Raw genomic sequence first — 16,258 nt, forward strand, 5'->3', positions numbered from 1 at the left:
GTTGTGTAGACGCCAATCCCGAAGAACGCGGCATGACCAAAACTCCAGTAACCCGTATAACCGCTCAGGATGCCCCAGCTCGTTGCCAGCACGACCCAGAAGAAGATGATATACAGGTAGGAAAGGTAGTAATCCGCCATTCCCAGGTAAGGCAGCAAGGCCAGGACCGCTACGATAGGCGCCGTGATTAGAAGCTTTTTCATAATCAAATCACCGGTTTGCGCAAGAGGATGACGATGAGCACGCTGAATGCTACGAGCGGCGCCCAAGCGGGATTCACAACGGACATGGTAAGGCTCTCGGCCACGCCAATTAGCATTCCGGCGCCCAGTGCACCAATGGGGCTGCCCAATCCTCCGATGATGGCGACGGCAAATACGACCCCTATCCAGGCCTCGATTTGAGATGGTGCCAAAGTTCCGATCAGGGCGATGAAGACACCGGCGATACCCGCTGTCGCCGAGCAAAGGCCAGCCAGAATATATGACACGCGAGCAGAGTTGATACCGAAAGCTGACGCTACGGGGGCGTCATGGGCGGCCGCACGCAGCGCCTTGCCGAGCATGGTCTTGTTCAACGCGTACCAGGCCGCTCCAGCGAGCACCCCGGCGCAAACAAAGGCGGAAAGATCCAGCACGGGCACAAAGATCGGACCAAGCCGGATGGTGCTCTGGGCATAGGGTGTTTCATAACGAAGGAAGTCAGCCGACCAGATCCATTGGATCAGCGACTCGATCAGGATCGTGACGCCGAACGTCACCAGGAGAGACGCGAATTCCTTCACCTGAAAGCGGACGAACACGCTGTGCAGCGCAACGCCGAGTGCGAAAAACAGCGGCGCGATCACCAGAACGCTCAAATATGCCGGGACGCCGTAAACGGTGCCAAACTGATAGGTCAGGTAAGCACCAAGGAAGGCCAGCGCGAAGTGACTGAGGTTCACCAGCTTCAACAAGCCCCAACTCAGGCTGAGGCCCATCGCCAGCAGGCCATACATCCCACCCAGCAAGACGCCACCAACAGCCGATTGCAAGAAAAGAGCAAGGGTCATCAGGATCCACGTCCTTCTGTGGATACGATGACCGGCTCCAGGAACACCAGAACATCCATACGTTATGCCTCCTCCCGTTTGCGCTAACGTTCGCACAACATTCGTCTCATAGCGAAGCCTGCCTGTCAACGCCGTTCAACAGGTTAATTCGCTGCCGGCGTTCGCTTCAGGCGCGGCGACAACGAGCGAGAAGTCCCGGAACGCGAGATCAAGCCTATGAGAAATTTGGAATTTTTATGACTGCGCCTCGTCAGCGAACCGAAGCATCGGGGCGAAAATTAGATCGCATCGATTTGGCGAAATCGATTGTGATTTCGGAGTTTGACAACTGCGACGTCAGTGCTATCGTTGGCGAAGTGATCATTCGAGCCAAGCACAATGGTAACAATTAAAGACATCGCCGCCACACTGCAAGTTTCACCCTCGACCGTGGGTCGCGCCCTTGCCGACGATCGACGCATCAGCGCCGAGATGAAGCGAAAGGTGAACGAAGCTGCAACTCAAGCGGGGTACATTGCCAATCGTGCCGCGCGCATGATGCGTGGGGTTCAGAGTAATCTCGTTGGGCTGATCGTTCCAGATATCCGGAACAGCTTTTATTCAACGATTGCCCATGCTCTGTCGCGGTGCCTTCTTTCAGCGAATTACCAGCTGACCTTGTGTGAAACCGATGACGACAGAATGCACGAGCTTCGTCACATCAAGGAACTCACAAGCGTCAACGTCGCCGGGATCATTCTGGTCCCGAGCGCAAAACCTCATCCCGATTCTGCGCGAATCCTGAAGATGACGCCTCACATCCAACTGCTGCGAAAGGCGCCGCTGCTCGGCGAACAATGGTTTGGGATTGATGACAGACGGGCGCTTTACGAAAGCACTGAACATATCATCAATGAAGGCCACAAACGGATCGCTTATATCGGCGGCACGGAAGAGCTGCCCACTGGCGCAGCCCGCGTGCAGGGTTTCCGGGACGCGATTAAGAGCTCCGGCCACACGATCACCATTTATGAGGAACTGGGCGCGCCTTCGTCGACCGAATTCGGACGGGAGGCCGTGCGTCGCCTTCTTTCCTTGAAGGATCGACCGACGGCGGTTGTGATCGGTGCGGTACAAAACACTTCCGGAGTCATTGATGAAATACAGGATCAGGCTTTGCGCGTCCCCCGCGACATTTCCGTCATCGGGTTTGGCGATGAACTTGGGTATCGGTGGTGGGGGCCGGGACTGACGACGGTCCAGTTGCCTGTTTCGGAGTTGGCAACGGCTTGCGGGCTTTGGTTCCTGCATCATCTTCAGAACAAGGGTGACCTAAGCAAGCCCTACAGCTTCATCTCTCCGCCCCAATTGGTCATTCGCGGCAGCACGAGCGCTCCGTGAAACGCCGGCAGGATGTCGATCTCCCGCAGCAAGCCGCCGAATCAAAGAGAGGCGCCCCGTCCAGCGACGTGCGCCTCTCTTTGATTGGCTGCGATTCATCCCATATCCCAGGGCCGGACGCTGAAAGCTCTGGAATGATCTTGATGAGACGCCGCCAAAACTAAAGCATGTCGCGCAAAAGTGTGCAGCGATTTTGCGACAACAACATGCGTAAAAACAAAGATCTAAAGCGCGAGGAGCGAATCTGAAAGATCGCGACGCGCTTTAGGCGGCAAGCCGAGGCGGACGCCGCTTCCACGCTGCCCGCTTGCTCATCGGTATCCCTCTTCAAGATCGATCTTCAGCGCGCCCATGAGACGAACGCCGGAATTGTACCAGGCGACATTGATCGACAATTCGACAAGCTGCTTCTCCGACAGGAACTTTGCGACCCCGTTCCACACTTCATCGGAAACATCGACGTTCAGCGTGGAGTCCTTGGCAAAGGCCATCACAGCCTTTTCCTGCTCGTTAAAAAGATCCGAGTGTTCGAAATTCGGAATGGCATGGAACTGCTCCTCCGTCAGGCCTGCCTTGAGCCCATGAGAATGGTGATGCTTCACTTCGTACTCGGAGTTTGTACAGTAACCGACCGTCAGGATCGCCATCTCACGCAGCTTCGGGCTGAGGTCAGCCGCCCGGACCGCATTCGCATAGGTCAGGAAGTCGTTGAGGACTGCCGGAGCATTGGCGAGCGCAAGGAAGATATTTCCGGTCGGAACCTTCCTCTCCTTCAGCAGGCGCTCATTGAGTGCCGGTTGCGTCTCGGCCAGTTCGGTATTCGAGACATATTTTACGCGTGCCATTTATCCACCCTCAACTTTGTCTTTCGCAAATCTCCCTGCCCGAGGCCGTCCGGTGCAGAACCGTCTCGCTGGCATATGCTAACGTTAGCATTAATAACACTCGAAAACTTGAGGTCAACCGAAATTTTCGCTCCGCGATATAAATCCATCTGAGGAGAGTCTCCGCTCGCGCGCCGCTTAGTGTGGAGCGGGAACCACGGGGTTCTTCAAAACGCCGATCCCGGGAATTTCCACCTCGAGATCGTCACCGGGAACGATCGGCCCAACTCCCGCGGGCGTACCGGTCATGATCACATCGCCGGGCAGTAGCGTCATGAAACGGCTTAAGTAAGCAACGATGTCAGCTACCGGGTTTACGAGGTCTCGCGTATTCCCGGACTGTTTGACGATGCCGTTCTGACGAAGGATGACGTCAAGGTTCGTCGGATCGAGATCCGTTATGATAGCCGGACCCATCGGTGCAAAGGTATCGTAGCCCTTGCCCGCCAACAGGCACCCGAATTTGCTTTCCTGCCGCTGTATGACGCGGTCGCTGATATCGTTGCCACATGTGTAGCCGAGGACGTGCTGCAAGGCATTTTCCTTGCTGATGTGACGTCCGCCTTTGCCTATGATGGCAACCAGTTCAGCCTCGTAGTGGACGATTTCGCCGTCACTCGGATATTCAATCGCATCGCCGTTGCCGCTCGCTGCCGTACTTGGCTTCATAAACAGCACCGGAAGCGTCGGCTGCTCCTTTCCGGACTCGTCGGTGTGCTGTCGGTAATTGTACGCGACGCCAAATATCCGGGGCCGCTCCACCGGGCACAAGAGGCGGACGTCTGAAAGGCGATCCACCTCCCCTGTCCACTCGACAGTTTCGAACGGATCACCGACAATACGTTCAATCCTGCCCTCACTTTCAGCCCCGTAGTGAATCCCATCGACGGTCTGGTAGCGCACAATCTTCATTTTTCGATCTCCGCTTTTGCTAACGTTAGCGCACTCGTGAGGAGTTCGTCAATGCACCACGATCTGCAGCCGCGCGCTTTCTCATCGCTCTTGTTCATGCGTGCCGCGCGACGATACAGAACACTGGCACGCCGATCCTCTTCAGTCCATGCCAGAGCCAGCTCGACATTGCACCGGTCTCGAAGCCAACGCGTTCAGCATGCGGGGCCTTCGTCGCGAGAAGCGCCGCCAAAGCGCCAGGATCCGATTTCGCCCGGCCCTCGAAGATCAGGCGACCGGTCTCGTCAACGACGCAAACTGGGACATGCGGCAGCAATTACGTCATCGTGTCCAAATTTTGGTCTAATGCAATCTCGATGACATCAGGCTGTCTCCGACGATACGTGCGTCAAGCAAATCGAGTTTCCCGCACCCGTACATCTGGCGCTTAGTGATCTGGCCCCCGCCGAGTCGGACGGTCAGGTGCAATTCGATCCTTCGACCCCGCACGCGGCAGATCGGCAATCATCCGAGGATAGCGACTATGAACGCGATGGGAGGTCTTACCGCATTCGGGACACTTGCAATCTCGGGACTGACCATGTGCGACGACGACAAGCACGTCGCGTCTGTGATGTACTGCCTCCGCATTCGACTCGGCGGGGATCAGATCGCAAAGCCGAAAATGGGCTCGCATGGCGCTGATTCTCCTTCAGAAACCAGGCCAGTGGAATCCAAAACCTCATCGAGAATAAGTCAGACCCAAATTTGCACGCCGGAACACATGATTACCGCGAAAGGCCAAGAAATGGACTGGGCAATCGCAATGATGGCGGCAAGCGCGACACTGACCGGAACGACGTCGCAATGCTATACCCAGCCCAACCGCGAGTGCGGCGAATGTCCCACGGCTTACGCGATTTGGTCACAAGCCCTTTTCATAGCTCTTAGTGTTCACTGCCGGCTGCGTCCAATCGCTCCTCGAACTCCTTACGCAGTTTACGGCGGACCTCAGCGGCCCGAAGTCTGCGTTCAGCAAGTTCAGTCTTCGGAATATATGCAGGTACCTCGGCAGGTTTCCCGTCCTCGTCAACAGCGACCATTGTGAAATAGCACGAATTCGTATGCCGGCGTGCGCCGCTGCGCATATTCTCGGCCTCAACCCGTATCCCCACCTCCATCGAGGTTCGGCCAGCAAAGTTAATCGCGGCGCGAAACGTCACGAGCTCTCCGACATGGATGGGTTGGCGGAATACCACCTGATCGACCGAGAGGGTTACGGCATAGCACCTGGAGAAGCGCGAGGCACAGGAAAAGGCTACGCGGTCCAGAAGGTTTAGCAGAGCGCCACCATGAACCTTTCCGGAAAAATTGGCCATGTCCGGGCTCATTAGGACCGCCATTTCCAGCGTGGTCGCCTCGTGCCCTAATTCAAGAAGATGTCCGTTCTGCATTTTTCAGGCCTCCTTCCCGGAGCTACGTGATTAGAAACACGGTTGGCAGTTCATTCATGTCTCGAGAGGGTACCTAAGAGTGGTTTCGGAAAGCAGTTCGTCAAACGATAGGTAACCACCACCGAAGGCTACAAAGATGAACGCACCGCCCGTCCTGAAACATTTGTGGACTATGCTCGGGTTTGAACCTTCTCCAAACCGCGCGCAATTCGCTTCAGTTCGTCAATACCAGCAATTCACCTATCGACTTCTTGGCATCACCATAGAACATGCGGGTATTGTCCTTGAAGAACAGCGGGTTTTCGATGCCCGAATAGCCGGTGCCCTGGCCGCGCTTGGATACGAAAACCTGCTTTGCCTTCCAGACTTCCAGCACCGGCATGCCTGATATCGGCGAGTTCGGGTCCTCCTGAGCGGCCGGGTTGACGATGTCGTTTGAGCCGATGACGATGACGACGTCTGTCTCGTGGAAGTCGTCGTTAATCTCGTCCATTTCGAGCACAATGTCATAAGGCACCTTGGCCTCGGCGAGCAGCACGTTCATGTGACCCGGAAGACGGCCTGCCACCGGATGGATGGCGAAGCGCACCGTCTTGCCAGCGGCACGCAGCTTGCGGGTCAGTTCCGAAACCGCCTGCTGAGCCTGAGCGACGGCCATGCCGTAGCCCGGCACAATGATAACGCTGTCGGCATCGTTGAGCGCTGCTGCGACGCCGTCGGCATCGATGGCGATCTGTTCGCCGATGATCTCAATTTTTGGTCCACTCGAACCACCGAAGCCGCCGAGAATGACCGAGACGAAGGAGCGGTTCATCGCCTTGCACATGATGTAGGAGAGGATCGCCCCAGAAGAGCCGACCAGGGCACCGGTGACGATCAGTAAGTCGTTGCCGAGCGAAAACCCGATCGCCGCTGCCGCCCAGCCCGAATAGGAGTTGAGCATCGAAACCACCACCGGCATGTCGGCGCCGCCGATGCCCGTGATCAGGTGATAGCCGATGAAGAAGGCAGCGAGCGTCATCAGGAGGAGCACCCAGACGCCTGCGCCATTCAAATACATGAGGAGCAGGATCAGCGAGAAGATCGCAGCACCGGCATTGAGGAAATGGCCACCCGGCAGCTTCTTCGCCTTGCCGTTTAGTTTGCCGGCAAGCTTGCCAAAGGCAATGACCGAGCCGGTAAACGTGACCGCACCGATGAAGACGCCGAGAAAGACCTCGACCTTCATGATGGCGAGTTCCACCGGCGCCTTATGGGCGAGGATAGCGGCAAAACCGTCTAGCGCTTCACGAGCCGCCTCGTCTAGACCGGCGACGCGGGCGGCCTCGATATGGGCATTGAAACCGATGAACACAGCAGCAAGACCGACAAACGAATGCAATGCCGCGACGAGCTGCGGCATCTCCGTCATCTGCACCCGACTTGCCACATAGGAGCCAAGCACCGCGCCGCCGGCGATCATCGAGGCAATGATGAACCAGTTGCCAACATCCGGACCGAAAACGGTTGCGATGACGGCGAGCGCCATGCCTGAGATGCCGAACCAGACGGCGCGCTTGGCGCTTTCCTGACCCGACAGGCCGCTCAGAGACAGGATGAAGAGAACTGCGGCTGCGATATAGGCTGCCGATACGATACCGATAGTCATTTTGAAGATCCCTCAGCGCTCAAGACTTTTGGAACATGGCGAGCATGCGCCGTGTGACGAGGAAGCCGCCGACAATGTTGATGGTAGCAATCAGCACCGACAACGCCGCCATGACCTGCACCAGTCGGTGGCCGGAGCCCACCTGCAAGAGTGCGCCCAGGATGATGATGCCGGAAACCGCATTGGTGACCGCCATCAGCGGCGTGTGCAGGGAATGAGAGACGTTCCAGATCACCTGGAAGCCGACGAAGCAGGCCAGCACAAAGACGACGAAATGGCTCATGAAGCTTGCCGGCGCAAAGGCACCGACGAGAAACAATAGCGCAGTGCCACCGGCAAGTAGCATGACCTGGCTCTTCGTCTGCGCTTTGAAGAGGGCCACCTCCTTCGCGCGCCTTTCTTCCGGTGTCGGCTCTTTCGCCTTGTCCTTGGGTCTCTGTGCAGCGATCGCCTGGATCTTGGGAGGCGGCGGCGGATAGGTGATTTCACCCTGATAGGTTACGGTTGCACCCCGGATGACGTCGTCTTCCATGTTGTGGACGAGCTTGCCATCCTTGCCAGGCGTCAGGTCTGTGATCATATGGCGGATGTTGGTGGCGTAAAGCGTGGAGGCCTGMGYGGCCATCCGGCTCGGAAAATCCGTGTAACCGATGACGATGACGCCATTGTCGGATACGACCCGCTGGTCGGCGACCGTCAAGTCGCAATTGCCGCCGCGCTCGGCGGCCAGGTCCACGATTACCGAACCGGGCTTCATTGCTGCCACCATATCGGCCAGCCACAGTTTTGGCGCGTCACGACCAGGGATCAGGGCGGTGGTGATGACGATGTCGATCTGAGGCGCCAGTGCGCGGAACTTCTCCAGCTGCTTCTCGCGGAACTCCGGCGAGGACGGTGCGGCATAGCCGTCGGTCGTAGCGCCATCCTGGTTTTGGCCGGCGAAATCCAGGTAGACGAACTCTGCACCCATCGACTCGATCTGCTCAGCGACTTCCGGCCGCACGTCAAACGCATAGGTGATAGCACCAAGCGAGGTTGCCGTGCCGATCGCCGCAAGGCCGGCAACGCCGGCACCGATCACCAGCACCTTGGCCGGTGGTACCTTACCAGCCGCCGTCACCTGACCGGTAAAGAAGCGTCCGAAATTGTTACCGGCCTCGATCACTGCCCGATAGCCGGCGATGTTGGCCATCGATGACAGTGCATCCATCTTCTGCGCACGCGAAATACGCGGCACCATGTCCATGGCTATGACGTTGGCGCCCTTTGCTCCAGCCTGCTCCAGAAGCTCCCTGTTTTGCGCGGGATTGAACAATGAGATCAGCGTCTGGTTTGGGCCAAGCCGGCATACCTCACCGGAGGTTGGCGGCCGAACCTTCACGATAACGTCGCCGATGGCATAGAGTGCCGAGGCATCATCGACCACGGTGACACCGACCGAACGATATGCTAAGTCCGGAAATCCAGCCGAATGGCCCGCCCCTGCCTCGATCACACATTCATGTCCAAGTTTCTTCAGTTGAGCCGCGCTGTCGGGTGTCATCGCGACGCGCGCCTCGTGCCTACTGATTTCTTTAGGTGCGCCAATCTTCATCGTTTTTTCTCCCTGGACGATCGTTTCGAAGTATTCGCTCACCAGGCGGCGATGAACTACTAGCACTGACGGATGAGCGTCTATTGAGCAGGCTTAAGCCAATGGAGCCGCCGACACCCAAATCTGTAAACGAAAAGCAACGACCTCAGCCACTCCGCCCAATTACCGCAATAAAATCGCATTGCACTAATGAAGGACCTTCCGTCAGCAAGGGCTGCGAGTGCCGAGCCGGCCGGGTTGCAGGATCCGTAAACATGCGCACCCATTCTGCGTTCAGCGGCTCTCGATTGTCGCGGTCGCGCAAATAGACGGTCATTTTGATAATGTCGTCGGTACAGCCGCCGGCAGCCTCGACGATCGCCTTCATGTTTACGAACAGATGAGCACACTGCGACGTGAGATCCGGTGGCACTAGATGCGTTTCGGGATCCACCCCCTGGATCGCGCCGGACACGATCAGGTTGTCGATCCGACAGGCGTTCGGCACCGGGTACTTGTGGGCGAGCGCCTCAACAGTGACGCTTTGGCGRCGGCCTTTAGTTGTGCCTCCCTTCGCCACATCAGAAGGATTGTCGATTGTGGGTTGAACCATGTCATTTCTCCTGTCATTTCACTCAGCGCTCTTGCTATTGCCTGGTGCACATCGCTTTCGGAACCGTGCTTGCCATCTGGAAATGCACGGCACCGAAAACAATGAGGCGCTTCGGTCGGTCCTCGGATTGATCTATTTATTGACCGCGCTTGGCGCATCGGCGGGATCCGCATAGGTGGTCCCGCTCGGCCCGTATCCGGTGATTGCGACGAGCGCCGGCTCGTCTCGCGTCTCTCCGAAATGATTGGCATTGGCGGGTTCGGTGTAGATACCTCCCGCCGGGAGTGCTTTGAGCTTGGTCTCGTCGTAGGTGTCGCCCCATCCAATATAGAAGCTTCCCGCCAAGACGGTCACGAAGCGGGAATCGGGATGCGACAACGGCATGATGCGCTTGTGTGGATCGAGGCGCAGAATGACCGTATAAAGTCCAGGTTTTGTCGGATCGCCATAGAGCATGCTAGCGCTCTGCCCGCTGACTTGGGACACGCCGACAGTCTTGGACGCACTTTGGGTGACGGAGAGTTCCTGCGGCGTCGCAACAATGACTTGCATCGGTTCGCCGGCGGCTTGGGCCTCGGACATGCTCGCCTGTGTCATCAGCGTCATGGCGAATGCGAGGTATGGGAATTTTGACTTCATTGATCTTTCCTTCGTATGGATGGATCGGAACCATTCTGGCTTCCGTCGCAGAAGTGGTTCGGATTTTACCGACGTCTCCGAGCGTCATTCAGCTTGGCAAGCCGCTGGTTAGTGACTTCGCGTCTCGAGGAGTCCCAAGGTCACTGTGTCGACGTTGTGATTTGCATAGTGCACAGCAGCGTTCCCGGGCTCTCGGGCAAGGCTACCGCCCGCCCGGAGCAGGTTGTTCCGCCACCGCGATCGAGGGGGCTTCCTCGGGCGCTTGCTCAAGGCTGGCCGTAAGGTTGATGCCTTTGGTTTCCGGAAGTAGCAGCGTCGCCGTGATCGCGATGCTGTAGCCGAGCAACGCGATCAACCCAATGGCCTCGGCTAGGGTGATCCACTGCGCGAGAATGCCGATGCAGGAGACTGCGATGGCACCAGCGGCCTTGCCGAAGTTATAGGCGAAGCTCTGACCGCTGCCGCGCACCGCTGTCGGGAACAACTCCGTGAAGAAGGGGCCGAGTGCCGCATAGTTGCCGATCGTGAAGAAGCCGAACGGTACTCCCATCAAAATGAGTCCCCAGCCTGACAGCGGCAGAAACATATAGGCGATGGTCACCAGCCATGAGCAGACCAGAAACAGCTGGAATGTACGCCGCCGCCCAAGCACGTCGGATAAGTAGGCGCTTGCCAGGAAGCCGAAGAAGGAGCCGCCGGTAACCAGAAATATGTAGTAGCCGGAGGCACTCGGCGAGAGATGGCGAACCGTTTTCATGAACGTCGGCAGCCAGTTGACGATTGCTCCGCCGACCCCAACGACGCCGAACGCCAGCAGAGATGCCAGGATTGTCACGTGCAGTATGCCGGGGCGGAAAATCGCGCTGAGGCCCGGATCGCGGCCGGTGGCCTTTATGGCAGCACGGGTCTGTTGATAGAGCTCCGGCTCCTCGAGCGATCGACGAAGGTACAGCACCAGAAAACCTGGCAGCACACCGATCATCAGGAGCGTCCGCCATGCGTATTCCGCCGGCACGTGGGCGAGAATGACGCCGGCCAATATGGCCGCCGCGCTCCAGCCGACGCCAAAACCACTCTGAACGCTACCCACCGCCTTACCACGATGGGCAGGCCGGATGATCTCGCCCATCAGCACCGCACCGGCGGCCCATTCGCCACCAAAACCAAGCCCTTGTAGCACCCGCACGACGATGAGCTGTTCGAAGTTCTGGGTGAATGCAGCGAGGAAAGTGAACACCGAGAACCATAAGATGGTAAATTGCATGATCCGGACACGACCGAACCGATCTGCAAGATAGCCGCAGGCCCAGCCGCCCACTGCTGCGGAAAGGAGTGTCGCTGTGGCGAGATAGCCCGCCTGCGCTGTCGACATACCCCACGCTGCGATGAGAACGGGGAGGACGAAGCTGAAGAGCTGCGCATCCATTGCGTCCACTGCCCATCCCGCAAAGCATCCCCAGAACGTATTTCGCTCTCGTTTTGTTAACTCACGATACCAATTGAACATTTGGTTTCCTCCCAATGTTGATTGTTCCCGACGCGCCGTCACACGACGAGCGGTGTCAGTCCTCCGTCCATGGTGAGCGACGCGCCCGTCACGTAGGATGCTCGCGCGCTCGCAAGGTAGAGCGCTGCATCGGCGACCTCCTCCGGCGTGGCGTAACGCCCGAGCGGTATGCGCTGCTGGTTTTGACGCAACAGCTCCTCAGGCGGCTTTCCGGTCGCACGCGATTCAGCATCCAATGACATCTGCACTCGGTCGGTCATCGTGGCGCCGGGGTTGATAACGTTGACGCGTATGCCGGCGTGTCCCCAAGCGGCGGCCAGACCTGCAGAGGCCAGCATCAGTGCCGCGTTCGCAGCGCCACCAGGAATGTGGATTGGCGAGGCAATCTTGCCTCCGGTGCCGATGATGTTGACGATCGCACCCGCGCTCCGAGCGACCATGCGTGGCAGGACATAGTCCATCACGTTCATATAGGTGAAGAACTTCGCATCCATGGCGACGCGCCACTTGTCCGGGGTCAGCTCGCTTGGCGGGACGCGGACGGCGCCACCTGCGGAATTGACCAGCACAGCAATCGGTCCGACCTGTTCTTCCGCAGCAATCACTGCGCGTTCCGCCGCCGCCGCGTCGGAAAGATCGGCAGCGAAGGGCGTGACGTCRATGCCGCCCGCCGCAAGTGTCGCCTTCGCGGCGGCCAAGTTATCCGGGCTGCGTGACACGATGACCACGCGGGCACCTTCCCTGCCGAATGCGCGCGCGCAGGCAAGTCCGATGCCTTTGCTGCCGCCGGTGACCAGAACGATTTTCCCGTCGAGCTCGAGGTTCATAGTAGTGCTCCATGTTTCAATACATCCGGATTGTGGATGTTGATCGGCATGCCCTGGGCGAAAGCCACGACCTGGTCGAAGGCATTGCCGTAGGCAAATTCGTAATTGTCGCGCTCGACGTAGCCGAGGTGCGGCGTGCACAAGGCGTTGGGCAGCGACAGCAAGGGATCGTCGGGGTCAGTAAGCGGCTCGTGCTCGAACACATCGACCGCCGCTTTTCCAGGCCGACCGTTGCGCAGCGCCGCAACAAGCGCCCCGGGCTCGATCAGCTCCGCCCGACTGGTATTCACCAGCAGTGCCGTCGGCTTCATCAGGGCAAGCTCCCCGGGGCCGATCAGGCCGGTGGTCTCGGCATTCAGGCGCAAATGCAGGCTAAGCACGTCTGCTTGTTCGAAAAATGCCTCTTTGCTCGGGGCAACCTGAAAGCCTTCGGCCCGCGCCCTATCCAATGAGCCCTGGCGACCCCAAATCAGCAATTCCATGCCGAATGCGCTGCCGATCCGCGCCACCATGGAGCCGAGACGGCCAAAGCCATAAATCCCAAGTGTCCGACCGCGCAACCCAAGCCCAACTGTGCTCTGCCACGAACCTTCCCGCAGCCTGGCGCTTTCGAGCGGGATGTTGCGCATCGCCGCCAAAATCAGACCCCAGGTGAATTCCACCGTCGGGTAGGAAGGGCGTTGCGTCAGCGCCGATGAAACGAGCACGCCCCGACGTGTGCATGCGGCGAGATCGATGTGTGGCACGTGACCGTTCTGGCTGATCAGCTTGAGGTTCGGCAGCCGGCTGACCAGCGGTTCGTCCACCTTGGTCCGCTCGCGGAGCAGTACCAATACGTCAACAGCCGCAAGCCGCTCCGCCAATATGTCCACGTCGGCTACAGTATCGTTCCAGATCTTAACCTCATGGCCCTCAAGCTTGCTGAAGCAGTCGAGCGTACGAACGATATCCTGATAGTCGTCGAGGATCGCAACACGCAGTCTCGGCGCGAGATGGGCCATTGAACTCACTCCTTGCTCGGCAGATCGGCGACTGGGGTTCCGAAGTCGATTGCGCTACATTTCTCGTGCTCGAAAGCAGCTTTTGCCAGCGCCCGTTCCAGCACCTCAACTGCGCGCGTAATCGGGATGAAGCAAACCCCGGTTTCATCGGCCACGACGATATCGCCGGGCGATACCCGGACGCCTTCGATCTGGATATCGCCGTTGATCTCCACCGTTTCAATCCGCCATTTCCCGGTGACTGGCGTGATCTCGGTGGCCCAGAGCGGATACTCTACGCGGCGGGAATGGCCGACGTCACGGATACCCCCGGAGACGATCGCCCCGGCTTCGCCTTGCCGTTTGCCGGTCTGGGCCGATATGCCACCCATGTTGGATACGCCAAGAACGCCATCGATCACGATGACGTCCCCGGGGAGCGCCAGATTGTGGGCCTCGAACTCCGCCATACGATTCTCACGGCGACGAGCAGTCTCGTAAACATGCTCGCGTTGCATGATGTTGCGTACGGTCAGGGCCGGTCCGACGATGCTGGCGCTTGGCAACGTCGGCTTGAGAAGCGAGGCACCGACCGCGCCCGTGATGCCCAGTTCGTCCATAACGTCGGCAATGACGCTGGTGGCGTCGGCAATATGCTTGAACTTCTCGACCAAGCCCGCAGGCGGTCGGGGTGCGCGCAACAGACGAATACGTTCTGGACTGATCTTCCCAGTCAATTTCGGCATCAGGTCTCCGGCAGGAGCATCATTCATAAGATAAATCCTCGCATCTTTGGCGCAGACAGCTATTTTCAATAGGTATTGCTTCTTGCGCTTTGGCTCCGGGATACAGTTGCGCAAAATTCCTGATGGGTCCAATTTCGATTTTGGTCTAACCATCATAACTGAGGTGAATAACGTGCGGCTTGATCTAAACCTGCTTGTGGTCATTGAAGCCATCATGCTGGAACGAAACGTGACGCGCGCCGCCGCCAGTCTCGCGATGAGTCAACCGGCAGTCAGCAATGCCCTCAGGCGCGCAAGGAAACTGACGGGCGATCAACTATTCCTAAAAGTGGCGGATGGAGTTCAGCCAACCTCCCGGATGATGGCCATCTGGCCAGAACTTCATCGTTCGCTCGCCACGATCCGTTCCTCGATCGCACCGGAGCAATTTGATCCGCGTTCTGATCCGACGAGCTTCCGAATTGCGGTGACGGATAGCCTCGCCGCGGAAGCGGTATGCGGCATTACGATGAGGCTACGGTCAATGTCGCCTTATGCCCGCGTAGTTTTCTCCATTCATACCAATGCCAACTCTCTCGAGGCAATTGACCGCGGCACGCTGGATTGCGCTGTCGGAATGTTCCCGTCCCTCCCCCGGGACATTCATGTTCGGGGGCTTCTGACGGACCAGTATGTGTGCGTGATGGGGCAAGGACACCCATTCGCAGGAGAAGTAAGCCTGGACCAATTCGTGGCCGCTTCGCATGTTCTGGTCACGCCATCTGGGATGGACCTGGGCGTAGTCGATGGCTGGCTCAGCCTACACGGTCGTACACGGACAATCGCCGCTGTTGTCAATCACTTTGCTGATGCGCTCAAAATCGTCGCGGGAAGCGACCTACTCACCTGCGTGCCAACCAGCTTCATAAATGGACCTGGCCGAGCGCTTGTGTCGCAGCACGGATTAGCCCCCTGCAGCCTCCCTTTTGAGGCCGAGAGGCTGATCTATAAGCTGATCTGGCACGAGCGGCTTCACTCCCATCCCGCACACCAATGGTTCCGCTCGCTGGTTGCCGATGTCTGCGGCGGGCCGGCTCACACCTGTCGAGATGCTGCTCGATCGCCTCATCGATGACAAACCCGCGCATTTGGACGAGCCGAAGCTGCTGTCCTCCTACCTGATCAAAATCGCCCAGATTGGGTGGGTATCTCGCACGGGCGAAAGACCCGCCTCCGGGCAACATCGTCATATGGCGCGGTCTATCCCATCTCACTGACATCACGCTCGGCACAGCCATCGGAGCGGAACTTGTAGGTAATTGAAAGCTTCGCCGCACCCGCTCATGAAGATGAGGGAGAACTTGACGCAAATTGCGGCCACATGCTGCATCCTGCTCATTCTTCGCCTGTAGGAACACGATCCCCGGATGGGCATGACGCCGCCAACACAATCAACTCCATACAGAAAGGTGGAAGTCGCTTTGGCAAGGGGTCGCCAACTAGATCTATAAGAGCAGTCCGGCTATTCCAGCCCATGACCTTGTGGTCGCCACTTTAAGAAGCCTATGCAACTCCATTGCGAGATCTTGAGAGCCATTTTCCGTCGTTCTGATGATTTGATGAGTAGCTATCGAAAGCCAGAGGCGCACGGGTGGCAAAGTTGCACACCGCTATATTATTCGACCGCAAAACTTTGGCAGCGAGCTTATCGAAAGATTGCACAACAACCTCGTGCTTTAGAGCGTAGGGGCCGGGCGCGGGCTTTCCGTCCCAGATCCAATGCCCCTGAGGTGTAGCCGATACATTTCCTTGAAATCCGCGAAGTTTGCAAACCCGGCGAGGCGGGCCACTCTGACTATAGTCGTCGGGGCAACCGAACATTCGGTGGCGATTGACTGTAATGTCCCGAAGGCAATCAACTCCGGTTTTTCGAGCGCGATACGAATGACGCGTTCCGACTGCCCGTTGAACACGACCACCCCTGCCGCGATCATGTTTTTCAGATCGCGCAAGTTCTTGGGTTGGCTGTTGGAAGTTTGACGTTTCGTTATCATATCGATCGATACCGCATTGGAACCATTAGCCT

15 protein-coding genes and 2 pseudogenes are annotated in these 16,258 nt (G+C 58.0%); 2 read left to right on the forward strand and 15 right to left on the reverse strand.

Going from position 1 to position 16,258, the window contains the following annotated elements:
• Both AC1ECN_RS26310 and AC1ECN_RS26315 read right to left on the reverse strand, forming a co-directional pair.
• A pseudogene (locus AC1ECN_RS26310) lies at positions 1 to 203 on the reverse strand (branched-chain amino acid ABC transporter ATP-binding protein/permease); the annotation flags it as partial.
• A 2-nt stretch (positions 204 to 205) separates the two neighbouring features.
• Complete coding sequence (locus AC1ECN_RS26315; protein WP_477954552.1) at positions 206 to 1,051, reverse strand: branched-chain amino acid ABC transporter permease; 846 nt, start codon at positions 1,049 to 1,051, stop codon at positions 206 to 208.
• 378 nt (positions 1,052 to 1,429) lie between these two features.
• On the opposite strand from AC1ECN_RS26315, the gene AC1ECN_RS26320 reads away from it, so the two are divergent.
• Entirely contained in the window at positions 1,430 to 2,431 is a 1,002-nt protein-coding gene (locus tag AC1ECN_RS26320) for a LacI family DNA-binding transcriptional regulator (RefSeq protein ID WP_477954554.1), read from the forward strand.
• Positions 2,432 to 2,742: 311 nt separating this feature from the next.
• On the opposite strand, the gene AC1ECN_RS26325 is transcribed toward AC1ECN_RS26320, so the two are convergent.
• The 12 genes and pseudogenes from AC1ECN_RS26325 to AC1ECN_RS26380 form a co-directional block, all read right to left on the reverse strand.
• The gene (locus AC1ECN_RS26325) at positions 2,743 to 3,276 is read right to left on the reverse strand and encodes a carboxymuconolactone decarboxylase family protein (protein WP_477954556.1); all 534 of its coding nucleotides are present in this window, start codon (positions 3,274 to 3,276) and stop codon (positions 2,743 to 2,745) included.
• A 177-nt stretch (positions 3,277 to 3,453) separates the two neighbouring features.
• Entirely contained in the window at positions 3,454 to 4,227 is a 774-nt protein-coding gene (locus AC1ECN_RS26330; protein ID WP_113546411.1) for a fumarylacetoacetate hydrolase family protein, read from the reverse strand.
• A gap of 97 nt (positions 4,228 to 4,324) precedes the next feature.
• Positions 4,325 to 4,543, reverse strand: a pseudogene (locus AC1ECN_RS26335) (IS110 family RNA-guided transposase); the annotation flags it as partial.
• 610 nt (positions 4,544 to 5,153) lie between these two features.
• Positions 5,154 to 5,660: an acyl-CoA thioesterase gene (locus AC1ECN_RS26340; protein ID WP_113546409.1), complete on the reverse strand. Its 507-nt coding sequence runs from the start codon at positions 5,658 to 5,660 to the stop codon at positions 5,154 to 5,156.
• 214 nt (positions 5,661 to 5,874) lie between these two features.
• Positions 5,875 to 7,308, reverse strand: a complete 1,434-nt coding sequence (locus AC1ECN_RS26345; protein ID WP_477954558.1) for an NAD(P)(+) transhydrogenase (Re/Si-specific) subunit beta — start codon at positions 7,306 to 7,308, stop codon at positions 5,875 to 5,877.
• 19 nt (positions 7,309 to 7,327) lie between these two features.
• The gene (locus tag AC1ECN_RS26350) at positions 7,328 to 8,902 is read right to left on the reverse strand and encodes a Re/Si-specific NAD(P)(+) transhydrogenase subunit alpha (protein WP_477954560.1); all 1,575 of its coding nucleotides are present in this window, start codon (positions 8,900 to 8,902) and stop codon (positions 7,328 to 7,330) included.
• 145 nt (positions 8,903 to 9,047) lie between these two features.
• Positions 9,048 to 9,494, reverse strand: coding sequence for a RidA family protein (locus AC1ECN_RS26355; RefSeq protein WP_477954561.1), 447 nt, complete (start codon positions 9,492 to 9,494; stop codon positions 9,048 to 9,050).
• A gap of 132 nt (positions 9,495 to 9,626) precedes the next feature.
• On the reverse strand, positions 9,627 to 10,133 hold the full coding sequence (locus AC1ECN_RS26360; RefSeq protein WP_222334178.1) for a cupin domain-containing protein: 507 nt from the start codon (positions 10,131 to 10,133) through the stop codon (positions 9,627 to 9,629).
• A 202-nt stretch (positions 10,134 to 10,335) separates the two neighbouring features.
• On the reverse strand, positions 10,336 to 11,640 hold the full coding sequence (locus AC1ECN_RS26365) for an MFS transporter (protein ID WP_113546404.1): 1,305 nt from the start codon (positions 11,638 to 11,640) through the stop codon (positions 10,336 to 10,338).
• Positions 11,641 to 11,678: 38 nt separating this feature from the next.
• Positions 11,679 to 12,467: an SDR family oxidoreductase gene (locus AC1ECN_RS26370; RefSeq protein ID WP_222334177.1), complete on the reverse strand. Its 789-nt coding sequence runs from the start codon at positions 12,465 to 12,467 to the stop codon at positions 11,679 to 11,681.
• Positions 12,464 to 13,468 carry a D-2-hydroxyacid dehydrogenase family protein gene (locus AC1ECN_RS26375; RefSeq protein WP_205928428.1) on the reverse strand — a complete coding sequence of 335 codons (1,005 nt, stop codon included), beginning with the start codon at positions 13,466 to 13,468 and terminating at the stop codon, positions 12,464 to 12,466. Before AC1ECN_RS26375 ends, AC1ECN_RS26370 begins: the two co-directional genes overlap by 4 nt.
• Positions 13,469 to 13,473: 5 nt before the next feature.
• Positions 13,474 to 14,220: an RraA family protein gene (locus AC1ECN_RS26380; protein WP_131591830.1), complete on the reverse strand. Its 747-nt coding sequence runs from the start codon at positions 14,218 to 14,220 to the stop codon at positions 13,474 to 13,476.
• Positions 14,221 to 14,275: 55 nt separating this feature from the next.
• Between AC1ECN_RS26380 and AC1ECN_RS26385 the strand changes: the two genes are divergently transcribed.
• Positions 14,276 to 15,307: a LysR family transcriptional regulator gene (locus AC1ECN_RS26385; protein ID WP_245506149.1), complete on the forward strand. Its 1,032-nt coding sequence runs from the start codon at positions 14,276 to 14,278 to the stop codon at positions 15,305 to 15,307.
• A 601-nt stretch (positions 15,308 to 15,908) separates the two neighbouring features.
• On the opposite strand, the gene AC1ECN_RS26390 is transcribed toward AC1ECN_RS26385, so the two are convergent.
• On the reverse strand, positions 15,909 to 16,226 hold the full coding sequence (locus tag AC1ECN_RS26390; RefSeq protein ID WP_131591829.1) for a MurR/RpiR family transcriptional regulator: 318 nt from the start codon (positions 16,224 to 16,226) through the stop codon (positions 15,909 to 15,911).
• Positions 16,227 to 16,258 lie beyond the last annotated feature (32 nt).

Source organism: Rhizobium sp. 01N447_2 (assembly GCF_056399245.1).